Here is a 21923-nt window from a genome sequence, read left to right on the forward strand (position 1 = left end):
TTAGAGGCGTTTTTAAAAGATAAATGGGAGATAATAAAAAATATTCTATCGAGGTTAGACTTTGGATTGAAGAAGCCGAAGGTCCTTTTTTAGGTATTGGCAAAATTTGGTTATTAGAGAATATAAGAAAGACAGGCTCTATAACTAATGCTGCTAAAGAAATGAAAATGGCTTACAGGCAAGCCTGGCAATTGGTTGAAGAGATGAACCAGCGTGCCGAATCACCTTTGGTAGAAAAACTCTTGGGAGGAAAAGGTGGCGGAGGGGCACGATTGACAGAAGCTGGTGAAACTGCAATTACAGTATTTTATGAAATCGAAAGAAGAATTAAAGATTTTGCTCAAAAAGAAGTTCAAAATTTAAAGTTCTAAATTTTTTTAATAATCAGTGTTCATTTTAAAACATACTGAAAAAATTGACTAATAATAGCATTGAGGCTAATTGTTCTTAACAGATAGAGACATAGCTTTTATAAGTTAAAAAAAACAGGCGTTCCACTTATTTAAAATTCACATAGCGATCTATGTGTTGAATGTTTTTAGAAATTATACAAAACGGATTAATTGTAATCCAAAATAAAAACGCTAATCATCAGTATTCTTTTAAAAACATACTGAAAAATTATTGAAAATTATGAAGCTAAAAATTATAACGTTTCTATTATTTCCGCTCATTGGTTTATGCCAACAAAATAATTCGGTTGCAACCGATTCAGTAAAATCTTCTAATATGTTTATGCTTGGAGAAGTTATTATAAAAAATAATAAAAGCAAGGATACATTAAAAAGGGTGACGACAAAAAAAATGGAGTCGCAAAATAAAATGGATGTTTCGCAGGCATTAAATATGCTTCCGGGTGTGAGTTTAACGGCTTCGGGACCAAGAAATGAATCTATGGTTTCGATTCGTGGGTTTGATTTAAGACAAGTTCCAGTTTATATGGACGGTATTCCGGTTTATGTTCCTTATGATGGTTATGTAGATTTAGCTCGATTTACCACTTTTGACCTTGCTGCTATTGATGTTTCTAAAGGATTTTCATCAGTGCTTTATGGTCCAAATTCGCTTGGAGGTGCTATTAATCTTATCTCCAGAAAACCTTCGAGAATATTAGAATATGATGGTTCGCTAGGCATGATTAATTCAAACGGTTATAAAGGGAATATTAATATTGGTTCTAATCTGGGTAAATTTTATGTTCAGGGTGGCTATTCGTATTTGCATCGCGATTCATTTAGAATGTCATCTAATTATGTTCCTTCTAAAAACGAAGATGGAGGCGAAAGAGGTAATTCCTATCGTACGGATCAGAAAATTAGCTTTAAAGTAGGGTGGATTCCAACCGAAAAAAGCGAATATGCAATAGGGTATATTAATCAGCAAGGCAAGAAAGGAAATCCTGTTTATGCGGGAGATGATGTACTTAATTCGCTTTATGCAAAACCTCGCTATTGGCAATGGCCTAATTGGGATAAGGAGAGTTATTATTTTATCTCTAATTCAAATTTTGACGATAAGAACAGTTTTAAAACCAGAATATACTACGATAAATTTAAAAATAGGTTGAATAGTTATGATGATGATACCTATTCTGCCCAAACAAAACCGTATGCTTTTCAGAGTAATTATAACGATTATACGTATGGAGGAAATCTGGAATATGATACACAAATAATCCCTAAAAATAACCTTAAGATTGCATTTCATTTTAAAGAAGATGTGCATCGGGAAAATAACCTTGGCGAACCGGTACGTAATTTTGTAGATAATACTGTATTGATTGGGATTGAAGATGTTTATAAAATTTCAAGCAAGTTTACTTTGGTTCCCGGAGTGAGTTACAACATCAGGAAAAACAAAGAAGCGGAAGATTATAATAGCACGACAAAAGTAATTTCTGATTATCCAACGGCAGATGCAAGTGATGCCTTTAATGCGCAAATAGGATTTTTTTATCAACCAAATGAGAATCAAAAATTTGGAGCCACCGTTTCGCAGAAAACACGTTTTGCAACTATAAAAGATAGATACTCGTACCGAATGGGAACGGCAATTCCTAATCCTGACTTGAAGCCAGAAAAAGCGGTGAACTATGAAATAAATTATACAGCAAATCTTTTTAATAAAATAACTTTTCAAACAGCTGTATTCTATAGTTCGCTTACCGATGCGATTTTAAATGTAAGCAATGTTGCGCCGGGGAAATCGCAAATGCAAAACTTTGGTGAAGCCGAATACATGGGGATTGAAGCGCAACTGAATTATTTGCTTTTGCAGAATTTATCTTTTAATGTTAATTATACTTATATCGAAAGAAATAACTTAACGGATCCTACTATTCATTTTACCGATGTGCCAAATACTAAAGTTATGGGAACGGTAGAATATCAGCCAATAAAACGATTGAGATTAATCGCTAACTCTGAGTTTAATTCGTCTAGAATTAGCACTAGTTATGGCACGAGAGTTCCTGATTATACACTTTTAAATTTGTATGGTTCAGGTAAAATGGCTAAAAATTTCAGTATCGATGCTGGAGTAAATAACATATTTGATAAGAACTACAGCCTTGTGGAAGGATATCCTGAAGAAGGGCGTAATTTTTTTGTGACACTTCGTTTTTTTAATAACTAAATCAAAAATAATTTTATATGAAAACTCAAAATTACATTCTCATTTTTTTAATTGCATTTTCATGCACGATGTGTAATTCTTCTAAAAAAGAAAAAGCAGATGCCGTTTCAACTGAAAAAGTTTCAGAAACAGATAATGATAAACATCCCGTTCTTACACCAGCAGATAGTTTGAAATTGGTAAATCATCAAATTGAAGTAAAGGGAGAGGTTGAATTTCCGTTGCAATTAACTGTAGATTCGTTACGCAAAATGAAAGTGGCAACGATTACTGATTTTAAAGTAGTTTGCCAGAGTGGGGAAGTTAAAAAAGATGATAAAACGTGTAAAGGAGTTTTGCTAAAAGATATTTTGGAGAAAGCTAAAATTAAACAAAGCGGACATAAAGACCGTAATTTTTATATTGTAGCTAGAGCTTCAGATGGCTATATGGCAACGTTTTCGTGGGCAGAAATTTTTAATAACCCAACAGGAGAAAATGCGTATGTTCTTTTTGAAGAAAATGGTAAACCAGTAAAAAACGGAGAAATGATTACGATTTGTAAAAATGATATAAAAACAGGTCCACGCCATGTTTCTTGGCTTAAAAGTATCGAAGTTTATAAAGTGAAATAGGTTGAAAATAGGTTCAAAGATACAAAGTAGTAAAGGTTCAGAATTTTAACTGCTTTTTGAAGATCTAACCGCAAAGTGCGCTAAATTTTTGCTTACAGGACTTTATATAGACATAAAGCTTTGCGAACTTTGTGTCTATATAAAACCACACATTTAAAAAAAACTTTGCGCACTTTGCGGTTAAATCAACTTTTTATTCAATGTCTAATGTATAATTATAGTATAAAAGTTCGTTATTAGCTGTAAATAATGAAATTCTTTATTATTTTTACCACATAATTTAAGCAAACTATGAGTTCTAACTTTGATAAATTTCAAAAACGCAGGTTAATTTCCTCTTATTTTTCGGTAGTATTAAGTGTATTTCTGGTCTTATTCCTTTTGGGAGTACTAGGATTATTTATTATTAATTCTAAAAAACTAGCGGATGATTTTAAAGAAAAAATCGCAATGACGGTTTTCTTTAAGAACGAGGCCAATGATAGTATCATAAAGGCATTTAATGCCGAATTAAAAAGAGCTCCTTTTGCAAGATCATTTGTTTATGTTACCAAAGAAGAAGCTGCTAAGCAACATACAGATATTATTGGCGAAGATTTCTTGACGTTTTTAGGAGAAAACCCATTATTGAATTCTTATGATATTCACCTAAAAGCCGATTATGTAGTTAAAGATAGTATTGCTAAAATAGAAAACCGCTTACGCAAAAACACAATGATTTCGGATATTGTTTACGATAAACAATTGGTGAATCTGGTTAATGATAACATCAAAAAAGTAAGTATGTGGATTTTAATTGTGAGTGGATTTTTAACTGTAATAGCAGTATTACTTATCAATAGTTCATTACGATTATCAATACATTCAAATCGATTCATCATTAAAACAATGCAAATGGTAGGTGCTACAAAATCATTTATTCGTAAGCCATTTGTAATGCGAAGTATAAAATTGGGATTAATAGGCGCTGGTTTGGCAATTGTTGCTTTAATCGGACTTTTAATATACGTAGATACTAATTTCCCAGGACTAGGGATAATGGAAGATAAGGCATTAATCGGATTGGTCTTATTGACAGTTTTAGGAATTGGAGTTTTAATAACTTGGTTAAGTACGCATTTTGCAACACAACGTTTCTTGAATTTAAGAACTGACGATTTATATTAATAAAAATATATTTGCCTTCGACTTTGGTTAGGTGACAAAAAAATAAAAATGGAAAATAAAGAAGAACAAAATAAAAAGGAATTCCTTTTTGATAAAGTAAATTATAAAATTTTATTGATCGGAATTGGGGTAATTGGATTAGGCTTTATCCTGATGGCAGGCGGTGGAAGTAATGATCCAAATGTTTTTAATGAAGCTATCTTTAATTTTAGACGTATTCGTTTGGCTCCAACTACTGTTTTGATAGGTTTTGGAATTACAATTTATGCTATTCTTAAAAACCCTAAAACAGAACGTTAGATTGTTATAAAATTAGATTGTTAGATCCATGCGTTGGGTGTAATTATTGAAAAATCAAACAAACTAGTATATTAAAATCTAAAATTAATGAATACTTTACAAGCTATTGTTTTAGCCATTATTGAAGGAATTACAGAGTTTTTACCTGTTTCTTCAACTGGGCACATGATTATTGCTTCATCATTTTTTGGAATTGCCCATGATGATTTTACAAAGCTTTTTACAATTGTAATTCAGTTAGGAGCTATCCTTTCGGTAGTAGTTTTATATTTCAAACGATTCTTTCAGACGCTTGATTTTTACTTTAAATTATTGGTTGCATTTATACCAGCAGTTGTCTTAGGGTTATTGCTAAGTGATTTTATAGATGGTTTATTAGAAAATCCAGTTACAGTTGCAATTTCACTATTAATAGGAGGGCTTATTTTATTAAAAGTTGATGAGTGGTTTAATAAACCAAATGCAGCCGAAACTTCACAAGAAATAACATATTCACAAGCTTTTAAAATTGGATTGTTCCAGTGTTTGGCAATGATTCCAGGAGTTTCAAGAAGTGGAGCGAGTATAGTAGGGGGAATGTCGCAAAAATTGACAAGAACTACAGCAGCAGAGTTTTCATTCTTTTTGGCAGTTCCTACGATGTTTGGAGCTACCGCTAAAAAATGCTACGATTACTATAAAGCAGGATTCGAATTATCACACGATCAGGTTAATTTATTAATCATAGGCAATATTGTAGCTTTTATAGTAGCACTTTTGGCAATTAAAACTTTTATTGGATTCTTGACTAAAAACGGATTCAAAGTATTTGGATATTACCGAATTATTGCAGGGATAGTATTGTTGTTAATACATTTCTTTATTCATCCACTTACCATTATATAATGATTACTCCCGAAGATTTTTTAAACGGACAAGTTTTACTGATAGACAAACCTTTGAACTGGAGTTCTTTTCAGGCAGTGAATAAATTAAAGTATGCACTTATAAATAAGTTAGGGCTTCCTAAGAAATTTAAAATTGGTCATGCAGGAACATTAGATCCTTTGGCAACTGGATTATTACTTGTTTGTACAGGTAAGTTTACCAAAAGAATTACAGAGTTGCAAGGTCAGGCAAAAGAATATACGGGTACTTTTTTCATTGGTGCAACAACGCCTTCTTATGATTTAGAAACCGAAATCGATCAAACTTTTCCAACAGAACATATCGATACTGCATTGATTCATGAAACGGTGAAGCAATTTTTGGGCGAAATAGATCAAAAACCACCAATATATTCGGCTATAAAAAAAGATGGGGTTCGTTTGTATGAACATGCACGTGCTGGGGAGACTATCGAAATTGCAAGTCGAAAAACTACAATCCACGAATTTGAGATTACGAGAATAGCACTTCCGGAAATCGATTTTAGAGTAGTTTGCAGCAAAGGAACTTATATTCGTTCACTTGCCTTTGATTTTGGAAAAGCAATGAATTCAGGCTCGCATTTAACAGCTTTAAGAAGAACCAAAATTGGGGATTACGATGTAAAAAATGCAATTGATGTTACTTTATTTGAAGCTTCTTTAGGGTTGAACAAAGAATAAACTATTTCAAAAGAAATTTGTTTTAAATTTTTTAGTTTAACGTTACTAATATGAAAATCAAAAAAAAACAATTCCGATAATCTTGCGATACCTGGTAAACCAATGTCTCAAAAAAAATTTGCTTCAATGATTAAAGAAGCAGAAGGCGGAGTTTTTTATTCATTAGAAGAGTCTAAAAAACATTTTCAAGAATGGAAATCCCAAAGAAATAAGTAGTTATTTCTTTTTGTTGATCTTCCTTCAATTTATGAATATGGAACCGAAACTTTTGGTTTAAAACTTGCAGATTATTTTATTGAAGAAATATATTCTTATTTAGGTAATTTATCTAAAGATTACTTACTTCGTCCAGAATGCCATCATCTTAAAACTAAAACCAAGAAATATCGTAATGTTATCTTAGGTTCTTATCTAATTATTTATCGTATAAGACCTAATAGCATTGAAGTTTTAAGAGCTTTTCATGGAAGTCGTTCTCCTAAGACTATTGGGAAAATTAGAAAAATTACTATTGATTAAGTTGATATGAAATTTAAAACTCATAAATAAGTTATCTGTGGAAATTAAAGGTAAAAAAAAAGCACATTACATAATAGTAATGTGCTAATATCTCATTCTAGAGTATTGTTGTTCCATACTGTGCTTTTGGAGTTAATAATGAGATATATTTTTTCCTCCAAATAAAAATGTCGAAAAAAAATCGTAAAACCTTTCAAATAACTTTTTCATAATAGGGTATTTTTAAATTGTTAGACATTAAATAAACACCGATAAAAAAAGTAAGTAATAGAAATGGGATTCTTGTTACAAGGTACGAATTTTTTAGTTAAAAACAAATATTTCGAAAGCACTAATCATTCTTGTTCAGTTAGTTAGCTGTTTTGTGATTCATGAGGGGTTTGTTATAACGATTACAATCAATTGTGTTTAACAACTTTCCATTATTTCCATGATCTCGTTTTGAGTCGAAATTCCTTTATCGTGTAAATACCACAATTGTAAATTTGTTTTGATAGTTTCATCAAAAGCTCCAAATTCTTTTTTATAGTTATTGACTAATTCACTTGCACCTTTTGGACGAGGCCCCCAATCAGCAATAACTTCAAGTTTCTCTTTGTCAATTATAATTAATTTTGGGATTGCTTTTCCTCCATTAGTCAAGAATAAATTCATTAAATCAGGATTCTCATCACGAAGTACAATTTTTAGCTCAATCTTGTCATTAGATGCTGCTGCCATTTTATAAATAATGGGTAATAATTGTGCAGCGTCACCACACCAACCTTCAGAAATAAGAAGCCAGATATAATTTCTACGAACGTTTTGTAGCTTAGAAATCGTTGTTTCTGTAATTTTTATTGTTTTTTCTAACCGATTCATTCGAGTTTCATTCAAGCTGCTATAATGTGTCAGATCTTCAGATTGTTCGAGTCCTGTTGATTTTCCTTCAGCTAATAAATCAGTAACTAATTTTCTGTATTCGGTGTATGAATAGCTGTTGGACAGGGCATTGGTGATGCTTTTTTGCATAAATTTATTTTTTTATGTGGAATACAAATTTACAGATTTAAAAGAAATAGATACTGATTTTTGTCATATTGCATCCTAAATGTATTATTTAAATTGGGCTTTTTAGGTAAAAATTAGAAGATAAATTAATTTTTTTAAAACACTATTTTTAAAAATGAGAATATGTCTATATTTGCACAAACCAACGCAACATAGAAATGAAATACAAAAGAATTCTTCTTAAATTAAGTGGAGAAGCCTTGATGGGAGATTTACAATACGGAATTGACCCAAAAAGATTGGACGAATATGCTGAAGAAATTAAGCAAATTCATGCAAAGGGAGTAGAAATTGCCATTGTAATTGGAGGAGGAAATATTTTTAGAGGAGTTTCTGGGGTAAGTTCAGGAATGGATAGAGTACAGGGTGATTATATGGGAATGCTTGCTACCGTAATTAACGGAATGGCATTACAAGGAGCTTTGGAAAATAAAGGAATGTTAACACGTTTGCAAACGGCTCTAAAAATCGAATCAATTGCAGAACCTTATATTAAAAGAAGAGCAGTACGTCATCTTGAGAAAAACAGAATTGTAATTTTTGGTGCAGGTACAGGAAACCCTTATTTTACAACAGATACTGCAGCAGTTTTAAGAGGTATCGAAATTAATGCAGATGTTATCTTAAAAGGAACACGTGTAGATGGTGTTTATGATTCTGACCCAGAGAAAAACGCAGCCGCTGTAAAATTTGATTTTATCTCTTTTGAAGATGTACTTAAAAAAGGATTAAATGTAATGGATACTACAGCTTTTACATTAAGCCAGGAAAATAAATTACCAATTGTGGTTTTTGATATGAATAAAATCGGAAATTTATTGAAAATTTGCGAAGGTGAAAATATCGGAACTGTAGTAAATATATAGTATTCAGTTGCGGTTTAAAGTCGTAATTATTGACTTGAACTGATAACTGAGATTGAAAACTGAAAACTTAAAAATATGACTGAAGAAATCGAATTTATCTTAGATAGCACTAAAGAATCAATGGCAAATTCTATTGCGCATTTAGAAAAAGAATTTCTAAATATTCGTGCAGGAAAAGCATCTCCAGCAATGCTAGGAAGTGTTTTTGTAGATTATTATGGTTCAGCAACACCACTTTCGCAAGTAGCAAAAATTAGTGTTCCTGATGCAAGAACAATTACTTTGCAGCCTTTTGAAAAAAATATGTTGCAAACAATTGAGAAAGCAATTATGATAGCCAACATTGGTTTTAATCCAATGAATAATGGAGATTTGATTATTATAAGCGTTCCGCCATTAACTGAAGAGCGTCGTAGAGATTTAGCAAAACAAGCAAAATCAGAGGCAGAAGATGCTAAAATTGGTGTGAGAAACGTTCGTAAAGATGCTAACACTGATATTAAAAAATTAGAAAAAGAAGGAACTTCAGAAGATTTTTGCAAAAGCGCAGAAGAAGAAGTACAAAACCTAACCAACAGTTATATTAAAAAAATTGATGAATTATTAGCTAATAAAGAAGCTGAAATTATGAAGGTTTAATATTTTGTAACGATTAAAGAATCCGTCTTGTTAATTTTTATGCGAGACGGATTTTTTTATGCTTACTTTTGTGATATCAAAGCCTAATCTGTAATATTGTTTTCTGTATGAAGTTATTGTGTTTCTTAGTATTGTTTTTCACGCTTTCTATACAAGCGCAATTTCAGATAAACGGAATTGTAACAGAAAAAGGTACAAATAAGCCACTTCCTTTTGCAACAATCATTGCCGATGACGGGATGAATACTATTTCTGATGTTGATGGAAAATTTATACTCGAATCAACTTCTAGTATCGAGCATTTTACAGTTTCTTATATTGGCTATACCTCAGTTGTAATATATACCTCGGCTAGTAAAAAGTTTTATAAAGTAGGTTTAGTAGAATCTACAGCAGCTTTACAAGAAGTTGTTATCCCAAACGAAAATCCTGCTCTTGCGATTATAAGAAAAACAATTGAGAGCAAGAGTAAAAATAATCCGCAAAAAAAGCTAACCAGTTTTGAATACAAAACGTACAATAAATTAATTGTAACAGCTAATCCAGATTCGATAAACTCAAAACTAGATTCTATTTTTATACAAGAAGCTATAGGTCGTAGATTTGTTAAAATTGATTCGGCTAATTATAAATTCAAAGAGATTACTAATAAACAACATTTGTTTCAAACAGAAAAAGTATCACAATATCAATTTGGGAATAATAAACTAAAAGAAACTATTTTAGGAACAAAAATGGCAGGTTTCAAACAGCCCATTTATGAAGTTATAGCTCTTAACTTGCAATCTATTTCTATATACGACTCGAATTATGAACTTTTTGAAACGAAGTATAATAGCCCAATTGCAAAAGATGCTTTAAAAGATTACAACTACAAGTTACTCGATACAGTTTTGATAAAAGGTAGAGAAACCTATATGGTTTATTTTAAAAACCGAATGAAGAAATCAGAATTAGGCTTAGAAGGGGTTCTTTATATTGATCAGGACAGTTATGCTATTGCAAAAGCAATAATGCGAATTAAAGGCGTACTTGATATTAGTGGAATACATGAGTTTGATTATATTCCTGAACAGAAAATATGGTTTCCAAGGGGTTCTACTTTCAAAATAGTAAAAGGTAAGAATGATGATGATATTAAGATTCTTGGTGGAACAATTCAGTTTGATGGAGACGCAGAGCAGGAAGAAGATATACATAGAAAAAAAGAAGCTTCGGATTATACTTATCTAGTATCTGAGAGTAATAATTTTGATGTGCATTATAATACACCAATAGAAATAAAAAATCCATCTCTATATATTGAAATTAAAGATGATGCTATTAAAAAACCAGAAAGTTTTTGGAATAAATATCGAAAAGATAGTTTAGATATACGCTCTCAAAAAACGTATATGTTGCTGGATAGTATTTCTTTGAAGAAGAGAATTGAAAGTAAAATTAGATTTGGAAGAAAAATTATTAATGGTTATCTGCCAATAAGTGTAGTCGATTTAGATTTAAGAAAATTATTTAGCTATAATAATTACGAAGGATTTAGATTTGGTCTAGGAGGTGTCACTAATGAGCTTTTTTCAAAAAAATATAAGATTGGTGGTTATGCTGGATATGGAACCAAAGATGGCGGTTTTAAGTATAACTTAGATTTATCTACCCGAGTAGAACGATTTTCGAATACATGGGTAGGAGGATCCTATACCAATGATGTGAGAGAGATTGCGAGTACTGTTTTTGCAGTTGATAAAAGGGTATTTAAGCTGTATGATCCTAGACCTATAAATATTAGTACTTTTTATAAGTATGTTAGCTGGACAGGATATTTAGGGACGCGAATCGTCCCGAAAACAGAAAGTATTTTTGAAGTTTCACGTTCCTTAATAGAACCCAAATTTGATTATGCTTACAATTTAAACGGAAGATTGTATACTAATTATGTTATGACTACAGCAATGCTTTCATTAGCTTGGAATCCTTTTAGTGCTTATATGCAAACACCCAACGGGCGAATTGAGATTGAAAAAAGATTTCCAAAGTTTACGATACAATACACACAATCATTACCTAATGTAGCGGAAAATGATTTTAATTTCTCTAAAATAGATTTTAAAACTGAATATGAAAAAAAATATCTAAACGGACAAAAAACAAGTTTGCTTTTGCAGGGAGGATATGCAATGGGAGATGTACCGATTACACATTTGTATAATACTTCACCAAATAATATTACCAAAGAAACAATGATTCAGAGGATAACATTTGCAGGTAGAAATAGTTTTGAAACAATGTTTTTTAATGAATTCTTTTCAAGTAAATATGCAATTTTTCAGGTTAAGCATGGTTTTAACCGATTTAAAATAATCAAAAAAGTAAGACCATCTTTAGTATTGGTTTCGCGGATGGCATGGGGAAATATGGAAAATCCAGAGCAACACGTCGGGATTGATTATAAGACATTAAATAAAGGGTTCTTTGAATCTGGTGTAGAAATAAATCAGATTTTCAGTGGATTAGGATTAAGCGGATTCTATCGCTATGGGCCAAACCAGTTACCGAGATTTGAAGATAATATAGCCGTTAAATTGAGTTTTGTACTTGATTTAGGTATTTAAAGAAAAAATCCCATCTGCTGTAGTAGATGGGATTTTTAAATTTATTATGGTTTAAGAATTAAAACCGATGGCGTATTATTAAGCCATGTACTTTGCGATTCAATTAGTTTTTTCCAGCTGTCTAAACTAATAATCATTAAATCCTGATTCTCTAAAAACTCTTTTTTAATAATTCTATCGTGCATTAGCATGATATGGTTAGGGGCAATTTGTTCGATAGATCGGATAGATTCCTGCATTTCACGATTGTTCTTTAATTCACCACTTGCATCTAAAATGGTAATTTGTGAACCATTGTTGTTAATTAATTTTTTAGCATATTCGATAAGGAAAGCATCTTCTTTGCTAAAAATAGGTATGAAAACCTGATTTATTTCTTCTAGTTCCTTATCAATAAAAATCCCAACAGGCATTTTACTTTTTGTAATAACATGTCTTGTTCTTTCGTCAAAAGGAGAGTTTTCGAATAGACCTTCCTTTCCTGTAAATTTATCGATTAAACGGTCTGGATTTACGATTCTAGTTGTGAATCCAAGGATCTTACCTAATAAAGTTCCGTCGAAAATAGATTGTCCTAAACTAACCAATAATAAGTCGTATTCGCCTTGATTTGCTGTTTCGGTTATATCGCCATCAATATCATTGGATAATTTAAAAATACTAACCATGTTTTGATTTAAAATTTCAGATTCAGAAATAACAGGTAAAAGCATCTCTCTTTCGTAATCCTTTACTTCAAACGGATGCAGCTCTGAGCTTAATGATAAATGCATTGCAGTTACAATGGTATTGTCAGGTTGTTTTTTAGTCAGGCTATTTGCAATTCGTAATAATGTTTTTCCTTTCTCGGGAGTATCAAATGAAAATAGAATTTTGTATTTGCTTTTGTTGCCTATTTCTTCTGGGATGATTGTTTTTTTATCTTTAAAAATGAAATTGATAAAATCTAGAGCAGGCCCAGTCATAAAGGTGGTAACTAATGCCATAATTACCATCATGGTAAAAATCTCGGTAGATAAAACACCTAAATCGTATCCTATATTTAAAACAACCAATTCCATTAAACCACGAGTATTCATTAAGGCACCTATGGCGAGACTATCTTTCCAGTTTTGTCCCACAAATTTGGCTGCAAGGGCGCTTCCAAAGAATTTACCAATTACTGCTACTGCAATAATTACTCCAGTGACTTTCCATAAATACGGATCGTTTAGCAAACCAATTTGGGTACGTAATCCTGTAAAAACAAAGAATAAAGGAAGCAAAAGTATAACAGATACATCTTCTACCTTTTCGATGAAAATATTACGGAATTTGTTGTTTGCAGGCATAATTGCTCCTGCTAAAAAAGCACCAAATAAAGCATGGATTCCTATTAACTCTGAAGCATAAGAAGAAAACAAAAGTGTTAAAAAGAAAATGGCAACAACAGGTTTGTTTAAGCTTTCGCGAGTTGAATTTAAGTCACCTACACGTTTTAAAAATGGGCGAACTATTTTAAGCATGATAATTACATACACTATTGCTAATCCGATTACATATAATGAACTAGTAAAAGAGCCTGCTTTTACAATAGCAATTACTACAGCCAGAATACACCAAGCGGTAATATCATCTGCAGCAGCACAAGTTATGGCAATAGTTCCGAGTTTAGTTTTTTGTAAACCTCGTTCCTGAACAATTCGAGCTAAAACAGGGAATGCAGTGATACTCATAGCAATACCCATAAATAGTCCAAAAGAAGAAAATTCAACTCCTATAGGGGCAAAAGTATGATAAATGAAATAAGCTAAAGTTAGTCCTAATGCAAACGGAATTACGATGCTGGCATGACTAATTACAACAGACTCATGGGCTTTATTTTTAAGAACTTTTAAGTCCAGTTCCATACCAATTACGAACATAAAAAGAATTAAACCAATCTGACTTAAGAACTGTAAGTTTCCTAGAGATTCTTTTGGAAATAAGGTAGCCGAAAATTCTGGAAAATACATTCCGATAAGCGATGGCCCTAAAACAATACCAGCAACCATTTCTCCTATTACAGATGGTTGACCAATTTTTCTGAAAACCCATCCGAAGAAACGTGCTACTAAAATAATTGTAATAATTTGAGCAAGTAAGATAGCAAGCGGATGTTGCAGGTTTTCAATCATTGCTGAAAGAAAGTCATTCCAATGGCTATTCGCTGTTTTTTTTACAACGATATCTCTTCCTATTTCTAATGATTTTCCCTTTGAGATTACCAAATAAATTAAAGCAGAAAATCCACCAATAATTATGAGATAAAATAATGAGTTTTTGATGTTTTTCATATCACGTCATTTTGATTTATTGTGCAAATATGAGAAGTGACTTTTAAGGAAAAAAGAAAATCGTAAGCTAATTCTAATTAGATGTAATAAGATGGGGAAATTTTGTAATAAGTTATATTTTTACCTTAAGCAAAAAGTCAGATCGGTATGTTTCACTCAACGAAAGGGTAATGTTTTTTCCGTTTTTTCTTTGATGATGCAGTACAATTTCATTGTGATTGAAAAATTGAATAGCACTCATTGCAATGATTTCCTTTTTATTTACCCGACAAAAATGAGTGTCTGGTAATTGTTTTAATAACGAATCAAAGTTAATGTTTTTTAAGATGAGTAAGCTCCCGTCTGTAAGAAGTACGGTTTTGTCGCGACTATCTGTTGTAGCTGTTTTTATGTATTGAATTTGATTAAAATACAATAAGGTTTTTCCTTTATTTGTATTTAAATGCATGAAGTTTTTGACAGCTTTGGGTTTGTTGAATTGCTCAAGCGCTTTGAAAACAGCTTTTTCTAAACGTTCTAATTTTACAGGTTTTGTAATATAATCTACAGCATCAATATTAAACGCTTCAGCAGCATATTCTTTGTAAGCGGTACAAAAAACAACTAATTTTCCGTCAAGTAAGCTGGCTAAATTCAATCCGTCAATTCCAGGCATTTCGATGTCAGATATCAATAAATCGAAATCTAGATTTGGAATTTCAGACAATAATTTTTCGGGATTATTAAACGCTTTTACAATCTCTAATGCTGGAATTTGCTCACATAGCATTTTTAGATAAGTTAATCCGGGTAACTCATCATCCAGTAATAAGCATTTGAGTTTTGTATTCAAGTAGATTAATTTTTAAATGAGCAATGTAAGTATCGTTCTCTACAAATTTATCAAGTTTGAATTGATTTTTATAGATAATTTTTAATCGTTGTTCTAATGTAGTATTTCCTATGCCGCTTCGCTCTTTCTTTAATACCTTTTTATCCGAAATTTTATTAGACACTGTTAGAGAAAAATGATTGTCTTTTAATTCAAATATTATCGAAATAAAGGCATCTGCATTTTGTATATCAGCATGTTTAAAAGCATTTTCGATTAAATCGATAGAAATTAAAGGGGCGAGCAATGGTTGTTCATATAGTTTTTCGTCTTCTCCAATAATAGTTTTTACTTTTAATTCAAAAAGCGGACTAATTTTAATTTTGTTGATTTCGATTAAATTCAGTGCAAATTCAATTTCTTCCTTTGGAGTTACGAACTTTTTTTTGCTTTCGTAAAGGATATAATCTAGCACATTGGCCAATTTATCTAAAGCAAAATAAGTTTGATACGCATGCGATTGAATCGAATTAAGGATATTTTTGAAAAGATGAGGATTAAGTTTAGATTCTAATGTTTCCAACTGTAAATCATTTACCTTCATTTCTAGCAGGTAAAAATTCTTTTCGGCTATTTCTTTGGCTTTTCTAGATTGAACCAATTGATAAACAATATAACCAATCAGGGCTACTAGCAAAAGAATTATTGCTAGTAGAAGATTAGTTATAGTGGTGCTTGTTTGCATGTTATTAATGGCTAGAAACAAATTTTAGCCCAATAATTGAAGCTATTAAAGTTGTTAAGAAAAATATTCTCCAAAATGTTGCTGGTTCCTTAAATATAAGAATTCCAACCAAAACAGTTCCTACGGCACCAATACCAGTCCAAACGGCATAGGCAGTTCCTATAGGTAAAACCTGAGTTGCTTTGTATAATAAAAGCATGCTTATTGTAAGGCATACAAAAAATCCAATCATCCAGTAAGTGGCTACCATTCCAGATGATTCTTTGGCTTTGCCAAGACAAGAGGCAAAACCTACTTCGAATAGCCCAGCTATTACAAGTAAAATCCAATTCATTTTTTAGGGTTTAATAATTAATACAGAAGGCACATTGCTTAACCAAGTGCTTCTAGAGTCGACTAATGCTTTCCAACTTTCAAGGCTAATAATCATTAGATCTTGTTTGTCTAAAAATTCTTTTTTGATGATACGATCGTTCATCATCGATATATTTTTAGGAAATTTTTGCTCCAAGGTACTAATCGCACTCTTAATTACAAAATTTGTTTCTATGTTTCCGTTTACATCCAGAATCATGATGTGTGAATCATTATTGAATATTAATTTCTGAGCATAGTCTATTAGGAACGTATCTTCGACATTAAATATTGGAATGAATACTTGATTTACACTTTGTAATTCTTTGTCGATTAAAATTCCTAAAGGCATTTTGGTTTTCGAAACTATCAGTCGTGTTCTTTCATCAAAAGGAGAATTTTGGAACAATCCTTCTTTTCCTGTAAACTTATCTATTAGTCGATCAGGGTTAATGATTCGGGTTGTAAAACCAATTACTTTCCCTAATAATGTTCCTTCAAAAATAGATTGTCCTAAGCCAACCAATAATAAATCGTAGTCGCCTTGATTGGCAATGTCAGCAATATCGGTTTCAATATCTATAGTAGCTTTAAAAATAGTAGTGATTTCCTGTTTAAGAATATTAGATTCTTCGACAATCGGGATAAAGCTATTTTTTTCTTTATCGTCAATGTTAAAAGCATGCATTTCATCACTTAAGGATAAGTGCATTGCTGTGACTTGAGAAGTGTTTTGTTGTTTTTTGACAAGACTATTTGCTAATCGCAAAAGGGATTTTCCTTTTTCATTGTTCCCAAAAGAGATCAAAATTCGGTATTTACTGCTAATTGATGGTGTTTCGAGAACAGGAACTTCTTTATCTTTAAATATATAATCAATTAGATCTAATGCCGGGCCAGTCATAAAAGTGGTTACCAATGCCATTATTACCATCATTGTAAAAACCTCGGGAGTTAAAACTTTAAGTTCAAGACCTATGTTTAGTACAACTAATTCCATTAATCCTCTGGTATTCATTAAGGCTCCAATGGTTAAGCTGTCTTTCCAGCTTTGTCCTACGAACTTGGCTGCAAATGCGCTACCAAAAAATTTACCAACAACTGCTACCAAAATAATCATTCCGGTTATGGTCCATAAATAAGGATCGTTTATAAGTCCGATTTCGGTTTTTAGACCAGTAAAAACAAAGAAAAGAGGTAATAGTAAAATCACAGATACATCTTCGACTTTCTCAATAAACATAGTTCGGAATTTAGGAACATCTGGCATGATTGCACCAGTCATAAAAGCTCCAAAAAGAGCATGAATACCGATAACTTCGGTTGCGTATGAAGAAGCAATAAGAGTAAGTACAAAAATGGCAACTACAGGTTTGTCGATGCTGGATTTAGCTCCGTATAGATCACCAATTCTTTTCAAGAATGGTTTTACGATGTATAACATTGCCAAAACATAAATGACAGCCAGAAAAATGATATATATCGAGCTTACAAATGAGCCTGCTTTTACAATAGCAATAACCACAGCAAGCAAACACCAAGCTGTAATATCATCGGCTGCAGCACAAGTAATAACAATGGTACCTAATTTGGTTTTATGAATGCCTCGTTCTTGAACAATACGTGCTAAGACAGGAAATGCAGTAATACTCATGGCAATTCCCATAAATAAACTAAAGGATAGAAATTTTACACCTTCGGGAGCAAATCGGTTGTAAACAAAATAAGATAATCCGATACCTAGTGCAAAAGGAATTACTATACTGGCATGGCTTATTACAACGGCTTCATTGGCTTTATTTTTTAATGCTTTTAAATCAAGTTCCATTCCGATTACAAACATGAAAAGAATCAAACCAATCTGACTTAAAAATTTTAAATTACCCAATGACTCAACAGGAAACAAGGCCATAGAAAACTCAGGAAAGTACAAACCTAATAAGGAAGGACCTAAAACAATACCAGCAATAATTTCGCCTATAACAGATGGTTGTCCGATGCGTTTAAAAACCCATCCAAAAAAACGTGCTACAAAAATGATTGTTATTATTTGGGCTAATAAAATGGCAAGAGGATCTTGAAAGTTAGATTGCATCGAAGCAATAAAATCATGCCATGAACCTTTTCCGGTTCCTAAAACTTCTATTGTTTTATTGGCTTCAAGGTATTTTCCTTTAGTGATAATCCAGTAAATTAAAGCGGTAAAACCTCCAGTTACTCCTATATAAAACAATGCGTTTTTGTAGTTTTTCATCCTGTATTTTAAATAATGTAATTATTTTCTCAAAAATAATACAAATATCAGAAAAGGGAGCTAAGAAATCGTATCAATTTCAATTAACTTATTGTAAAAAATTAACGGTAATTTATACATCTGGCAACATAAAAGTTTAACCAAAATTTATCCTTTCCTGTGTTTTTCATTACATTTGCAACCATTTTTAAAATTTTTATGAAAAAGAAATCGAATGTAGGTTTTTGGGAATTAATTGCTAGAATTATACTCAAAAACAGGATTGTAATTTTAGGGATTATTATTGCAATTACACTTTTCCTTGGTTATCAATGGAAAAACCTTGCTATGACATACACAGAGGCTAACTTGCTTCCGAAGGATCATATAGCAAATAAAGAGTATCAAAAATTTTTAGATAAGTTTGGAGAAGAAGGAAATCTTATTGTAATAGGCTTTAAAGATCCAGCTTTTTTTACACCAAAAAACTACGCCGCCTGGAATGAATTAATGACAGGTTTAAAGAAATCTAAAGAAGTAGATTTAGTGGTTTCTTTAAATGATTTGAAGAAATTAGAAAAAGATACTGTAAACGAAAAATTTGTCCTGGCTCCATTTATTGATCAAAAAAAAGCACTAGATCCCGAATATTTAAAAAAGGTACAATATGATTTGTTTCATAATTTGCCATTTTATGAAGGGCTATTGTTTAATAAAGAAAGCGGAAGTATTCGATCTGCGGTTTATATGAACAAAAAGCTTGTAAATACAGCTGAGAGAAAAACGTTTATTCTTGAAAATTTAGTTCCTAAAATCGATAAGTTTGAGAAAACAACCGGAATCGATTTGCGTGTTTCTGGAATGCCTTACATTAGAACTATCAATGCAGATAACATGAAAGGCGAAATTGGACTTTTTATAGGTGCAGCTTTGCTTACTGTTTCTCTGATTTTCTTTTTCTTTTTCCGTTCATTTAGAGCTACTTTTATATCTGTTTGTATATTAATTGTTGGGGTGATATGGTCTTTTGGAACACTCGGATTATTTCATTATAAAATCACGATTTTAACGGCAATAATTCCGCCTTTAATAATTGTAATCGGAATTACAAATTGTATTTTCCTGATTAATAAATACCAACAGGAGATAAAATTGCATAACAATCAGGCAAAGGCATTGCAGCGTATTATTTCTAAAATTGGAGTTTCGACTCTTATGACGAATCTTACTACTGCAGTAGGATTTGCAACTTTTATGATTACGGGCAATGATTTACTTTTTGAATTTGGTTTAGTAACATCAATAAATGTTATCTCGGTTTATTTGCTAACGCTTTTAATTGTGCCAATTGTGTACAGTTTTATGTCGATTCCAAAAGAAAAACACTTACATCATTTAACTAAAACCTATATTTCGGTACTGTTAGATTGGGTAGAAAGTATAGTAAAAAACAAACGAAAAGTTATTTATACCATTTACGGATTGCTTTTGTTGTTTAGTATTATTGGAGTTTCGCAAATGAAAGTTTCGGGAAGTTTAATTGGCGAAATGCCAAAAAGTGCTTCTTTCTTTAAAGATATCTTATTTTACGAAAAGGAATTTAATGGAGTGATGCCATTGGAAATTATGATTGATACCAAACATAAAAAAGGGGTCATGAAATTATCGACAATGCGCAAAATGGATGAGTTGCAGGCTACCATCGAAGGAATGCCAGAATTGTCTAAACCAGTTTCTATAGTAAATTTGGTTAAGTATTCAAAACAGGCTTTTTATAATGGTAACCCAGAATATTATCAATTGCCAACTTCGCAAGAGCAAACATTTATTTTAACGTATGCCAAAAATGCGACAAAAAACAGCAAAGACAATTTAATGAAAAGCTACGTAGATTCGACAGGACAATATGCTCGAATCACGACTTTTATGAGAGATATTGGTACAGATGAAATGGCTAAAGTCGAGAAGAAACTTCATTCCAAAATAGATGAAATTTTCCCGAAAGACCGTTATGAAGTTACAGTAACAGGTAAAGCATTAGTTTTTCAGAAAGGAACTTCATATTTGGTAGATAATTTAATTGAATCACTAATTTTTGCCATTTTTGTTATTGCAGCACTTATGTTGTATTTGTTCAGATCGTTTAAAATGGTTTTTGCTTCGGTTATAACAAACATATTGCCACTTTGTATTACATCAGGATTAATGGGATATTTTGGGATTCCGCTTAAGCCATCAACGATATTGGTGTTTAGTATCGCATTTGGAATATCTGTAGATAATGCAATTCAGTTTATGGCAAAATACCGACATGATTTGTTGCAGAATAATGGAAAGGTAAAAAAATCAGTTTTCAGTGCACTGAGAGAAACCGGAATAAGTACTTTTTATACTTCGGTTGTATTAATTTTAGGGTTTGCGACTTTTACACTTTCAAGTTTTAGCGGAACAATTGCATTGGGAGGATTAATTTCCTGTACATTGGCATTTGCAATGTTTGCAAACATATTAGTCTTGCCAGCTTTGGTGTTGACGTTTGAAAAGAAAAAAACTAAAAAAGAAGATGTTATAGAAGGAGAGATTTAATCTCTCCTTTTTTTTGGAATTAAATAAGCACTACATTTTTTAATGCAGAGATTGTTTGTAGGAACATTCATAAAAGGATTCATTCGAAGCATAGGAACGAAACAGTCAAAATTGATTAAGTTTGTATGTCTTACTAAATTTAAAAAGAGTAAAAACATGAATGTCAATATAACAGATAAGGATAAGATTGAAATAGGAGGTTCTCGTGATTTATACGGAATCATGCAGCGTATTTTATTACGCGAAAATGAAATAGACCGTGAGAAAGAACATTTCTGGATGATAGGGCTTAATCTGGCAAATACTATTCTGTATATAGAATTAGTGAGCATGGGCAGCGTAAGAGCTACGCAAGTTGAACCGATGAACGTGTATAGAGTAGCTGTGCTAAAAGGTGCAACAAGTGTACTAGCGGTGCATAACCACCCGAGTGGAAGAATGACTGCATCTGAAACCGATAAAGATATAACAGATCGATTGATACAAGTAGGTAAGATTTTGAATATAGAGTTTCTAGATCATCTTATTATTAGTCCAGAACGATACATGAGTTTCGTAGATACCGGATTAATGGCTCAATTAGAAAAAAGCCTAAAATATGTTCCTACTTATCAAATAGAAGAAAGAATCCGCAAACAAGAACTAGAGATAAGAGAAGAAAAGGAAAAAAAGGATGAATTTAAAGAAACGGCTCAAGCAGAGAAGGCTTTAAGAGTTGAGACTGAAAAACAAAAAGAAGCTATTAAGATAACTGTAGTAACTAATCTGTTAGATAAAAATATGACAGTCGAAGAAATAGCTGCTATTTTGAATCTTACCCCAAAGGAAGTGGAACAGCTTAGTAAAGATAAAACAGCATAATAGCTATAAGAGTTCTTTGTTTTTGCATATA

19 protein-coding genes are annotated in these 21923 nt (G+C 31.8%); 13 read left to right on the forward strand and 6 right to left on the reverse strand.

Translation table 11 applies throughout. The features are described 5' to 3' along the window. Window positions 1–23 precede the first annotated feature (23 nt). The 8 genes from OIU80_RS07555 (at window position 24) to OIU80_RS20900 (ending at window position 6823) form a co-directional block, all read left to right on the forward strand. Window positions 24–371 (forward strand): winged helix-turn-helix domain-containing protein, encoded by a 348-nt coding sequence (locus OIU80_RS07555; protein WP_264286427.1) that lies wholly within the window; start codon window positions 24–26, stop codon window positions 369–371. 262 nt (window positions 372–633) lie between these two features. Beyond that, complete coding sequence (locus tag OIU80_RS07560; protein WP_264286428.1) at window positions 634–2634, forward strand: TonB-dependent receptor plug domain-containing protein; 2001 nt, start codon at window positions 634–636, stop codon at window positions 2632–2634. 17 nt (window positions 2635–2651) lie between these two features. Continuing rightward, window positions 2652–3248: a molybdopterin-dependent oxidoreductase gene (locus tag OIU80_RS07565; protein ID WP_264286429.1), complete on the forward strand. Its 597-nt coding sequence runs from the start codon at window positions 2652–2654 to the stop codon at window positions 3246–3248. Between the two features lie 291 nt (window positions 3249–3539). Beyond that, window positions 3540–4415: a cell division protein FtsX gene (locus OIU80_RS07570; RefSeq protein WP_195736032.1), complete on the forward strand. Its 876-nt coding sequence runs from the start codon at window positions 3540–3542 to the stop codon at window positions 4413–4415. 48 nt (window positions 4416–4463) lie between these two features. Next, a complete protein-coding gene (locus tag OIU80_RS07575; protein ID WP_195736033.1) occupies window positions 4464–4715 on the forward strand; it encodes a DUF3098 domain-containing protein in 252 nt (83 codons plus the stop codon). 87 nt (window positions 4716–4802) lie between these two features. Beyond that, a complete protein-coding gene (locus OIU80_RS07580; protein WP_264286430.1) occupies window positions 4803–5600 on the forward strand; it encodes an undecaprenyl-diphosphate phosphatase in 798 nt (265 codons plus the stop codon). A gap of 2 nt (window positions 5601–5602) precedes the next feature. Continuing rightward, window positions 5603–6304: a tRNA pseudouridine(55) synthase TruB gene (truB, locus tag OIU80_RS07585; RefSeq protein WP_195736123.1), complete on the forward strand. Its 702-nt coding sequence runs from the start codon at window positions 5603–5605 to the stop codon at window positions 6302–6304. 243 nt (window positions 6305–6547) lie between these two features. Next, a complete protein-coding gene (locus OIU80_RS20900; protein WP_404827361.1) occupies window positions 6548–6823 on the forward strand; it encodes a type II toxin-antitoxin system RelE/ParE family toxin in 276 nt (91 codons plus the stop codon). A gap of 408 nt (window positions 6824–7231) precedes the next feature. Here the strand turns inward: OIU80_RS20900 and OIU80_RS07590 are convergent, their stop codons facing one another. After that, complete coding sequence (locus OIU80_RS07590; RefSeq protein WP_195736035.1) at window positions 7232–7834, reverse strand: thioredoxin family protein; 603 nt, start codon at window positions 7832–7834, stop codon at window positions 7232–7234. 197 nt (window positions 7835–8031) lie between these two features. On the opposite strand from OIU80_RS07590, the gene pyrH reads away from it, so the two are divergent. From pyrH to OIU80_RS07605, 3 genes are all read left to right on the forward strand, one after another. Beyond that, the gene (pyrH, locus tag OIU80_RS07595) at window positions 8032–8739 is read left to right on the forward strand and encodes a UMP kinase (protein WP_129540656.1); all 708 of its coding nucleotides are present in this window, start codon (window positions 8032–8034) and stop codon (window positions 8737–8739) included. A 75-nt stretch (window positions 8740–8814) separates the two neighbouring features. Then, a complete protein-coding gene (frr, locus tag OIU80_RS07600) occupies window positions 8815–9378 on the forward strand; it encodes a ribosome recycling factor (protein ID WP_264286431.1) in 564 nt (187 codons plus the stop codon). Between the two features lie 107 nt (window positions 9379–9485). After that, the gene (locus tag OIU80_RS07605; RefSeq protein ID WP_264286432.1) at window positions 9486–11987 is read left to right on the forward strand and encodes a DUF5686 and carboxypeptidase regulatory-like domain-containing protein; all 2502 of its coding nucleotides are present in this window, start codon (window positions 9486–9488) and stop codon (window positions 11985–11987) included. A gap of 44 nt (window positions 11988–12031) precedes the next feature. On the opposite strand, the gene OIU80_RS07610 is transcribed toward OIU80_RS07605, so the two are convergent. From OIU80_RS07610 to OIU80_RS07630, 5 genes are all read right to left on the reverse strand, one after another. Further along, window positions 12032–14302, reverse strand: a complete 2271-nt coding sequence (locus OIU80_RS07610; RefSeq protein WP_264286433.1) for a cation:proton antiporter — start codon at window positions 14300–14302, stop codon at window positions 12032–12034. A gap of 112 nt (window positions 14303–14414) precedes the next feature. Continuing rightward, on the reverse strand, window positions 14415–15134 hold the full coding sequence (locus tag OIU80_RS07615; RefSeq protein WP_264286434.1) for a LytR/AlgR family response regulator transcription factor: 720 nt from the start codon (window positions 15132–15134) through the stop codon (window positions 14415–14417). Further along, window positions 15100–15858, reverse strand: a complete 759-nt coding sequence (locus OIU80_RS07620) for a sensor histidine kinase (protein WP_264286435.1) — start codon at window positions 15856–15858, stop codon at window positions 15100–15102. The genes OIU80_RS07615 and OIU80_RS07620 overlap by 35 nt, the downstream gene beginning before the upstream one ends. Before the next feature lie 4 nt (window positions 15859–15862). Beyond that, complete coding sequence (locus OIU80_RS07625; protein ID WP_129540661.1) at window positions 15863–16192, reverse strand: DMT family transporter; 330 nt, start codon at window positions 16190–16192, stop codon at window positions 15863–15865. Window positions 16193–16195: 3 nt separating this feature from the next. Next, window positions 16196–18466, reverse strand: coding sequence for a cation:proton antiporter (locus OIU80_RS07630; RefSeq protein WP_264286436.1), 2271 nt, complete (start codon window positions 18464–18466; stop codon window positions 16196–16198). A gap of 198 nt (window positions 18467–18664) precedes the next feature. Here OIU80_RS07630 and OIU80_RS07635 point away from each other — a divergent pair, with 198 nt between their 5' ends. Beyond that, on the forward strand, window positions 18665–21031 hold the full coding sequence (locus tag OIU80_RS07635) for an efflux RND transporter permease subunit (protein ID WP_264286437.1): 2367 nt from the start codon (window positions 18665–18667) through the stop codon (window positions 21029–21031). A gap of 156 nt (window positions 21032–21187) precedes the next feature. Further along, entirely contained in the window at window positions 21188–21892 is a 705-nt protein-coding gene (locus OIU80_RS07640) for a JAB domain-containing protein (RefSeq protein ID WP_264286438.1), read from the forward strand. Window positions 21893–21923 lie beyond the last annotated feature (31 nt).

The sequence above is a fragment of the Flavobacterium frigoritolerans genome (genome assembly GCF_025847275.1).
Classification (GTDB): Bacteria; Bacteroidota; Bacteroidia; order Flavobacteriales; family Flavobacteriaceae; genus Flavobacterium; species Flavobacterium frigoritolerans.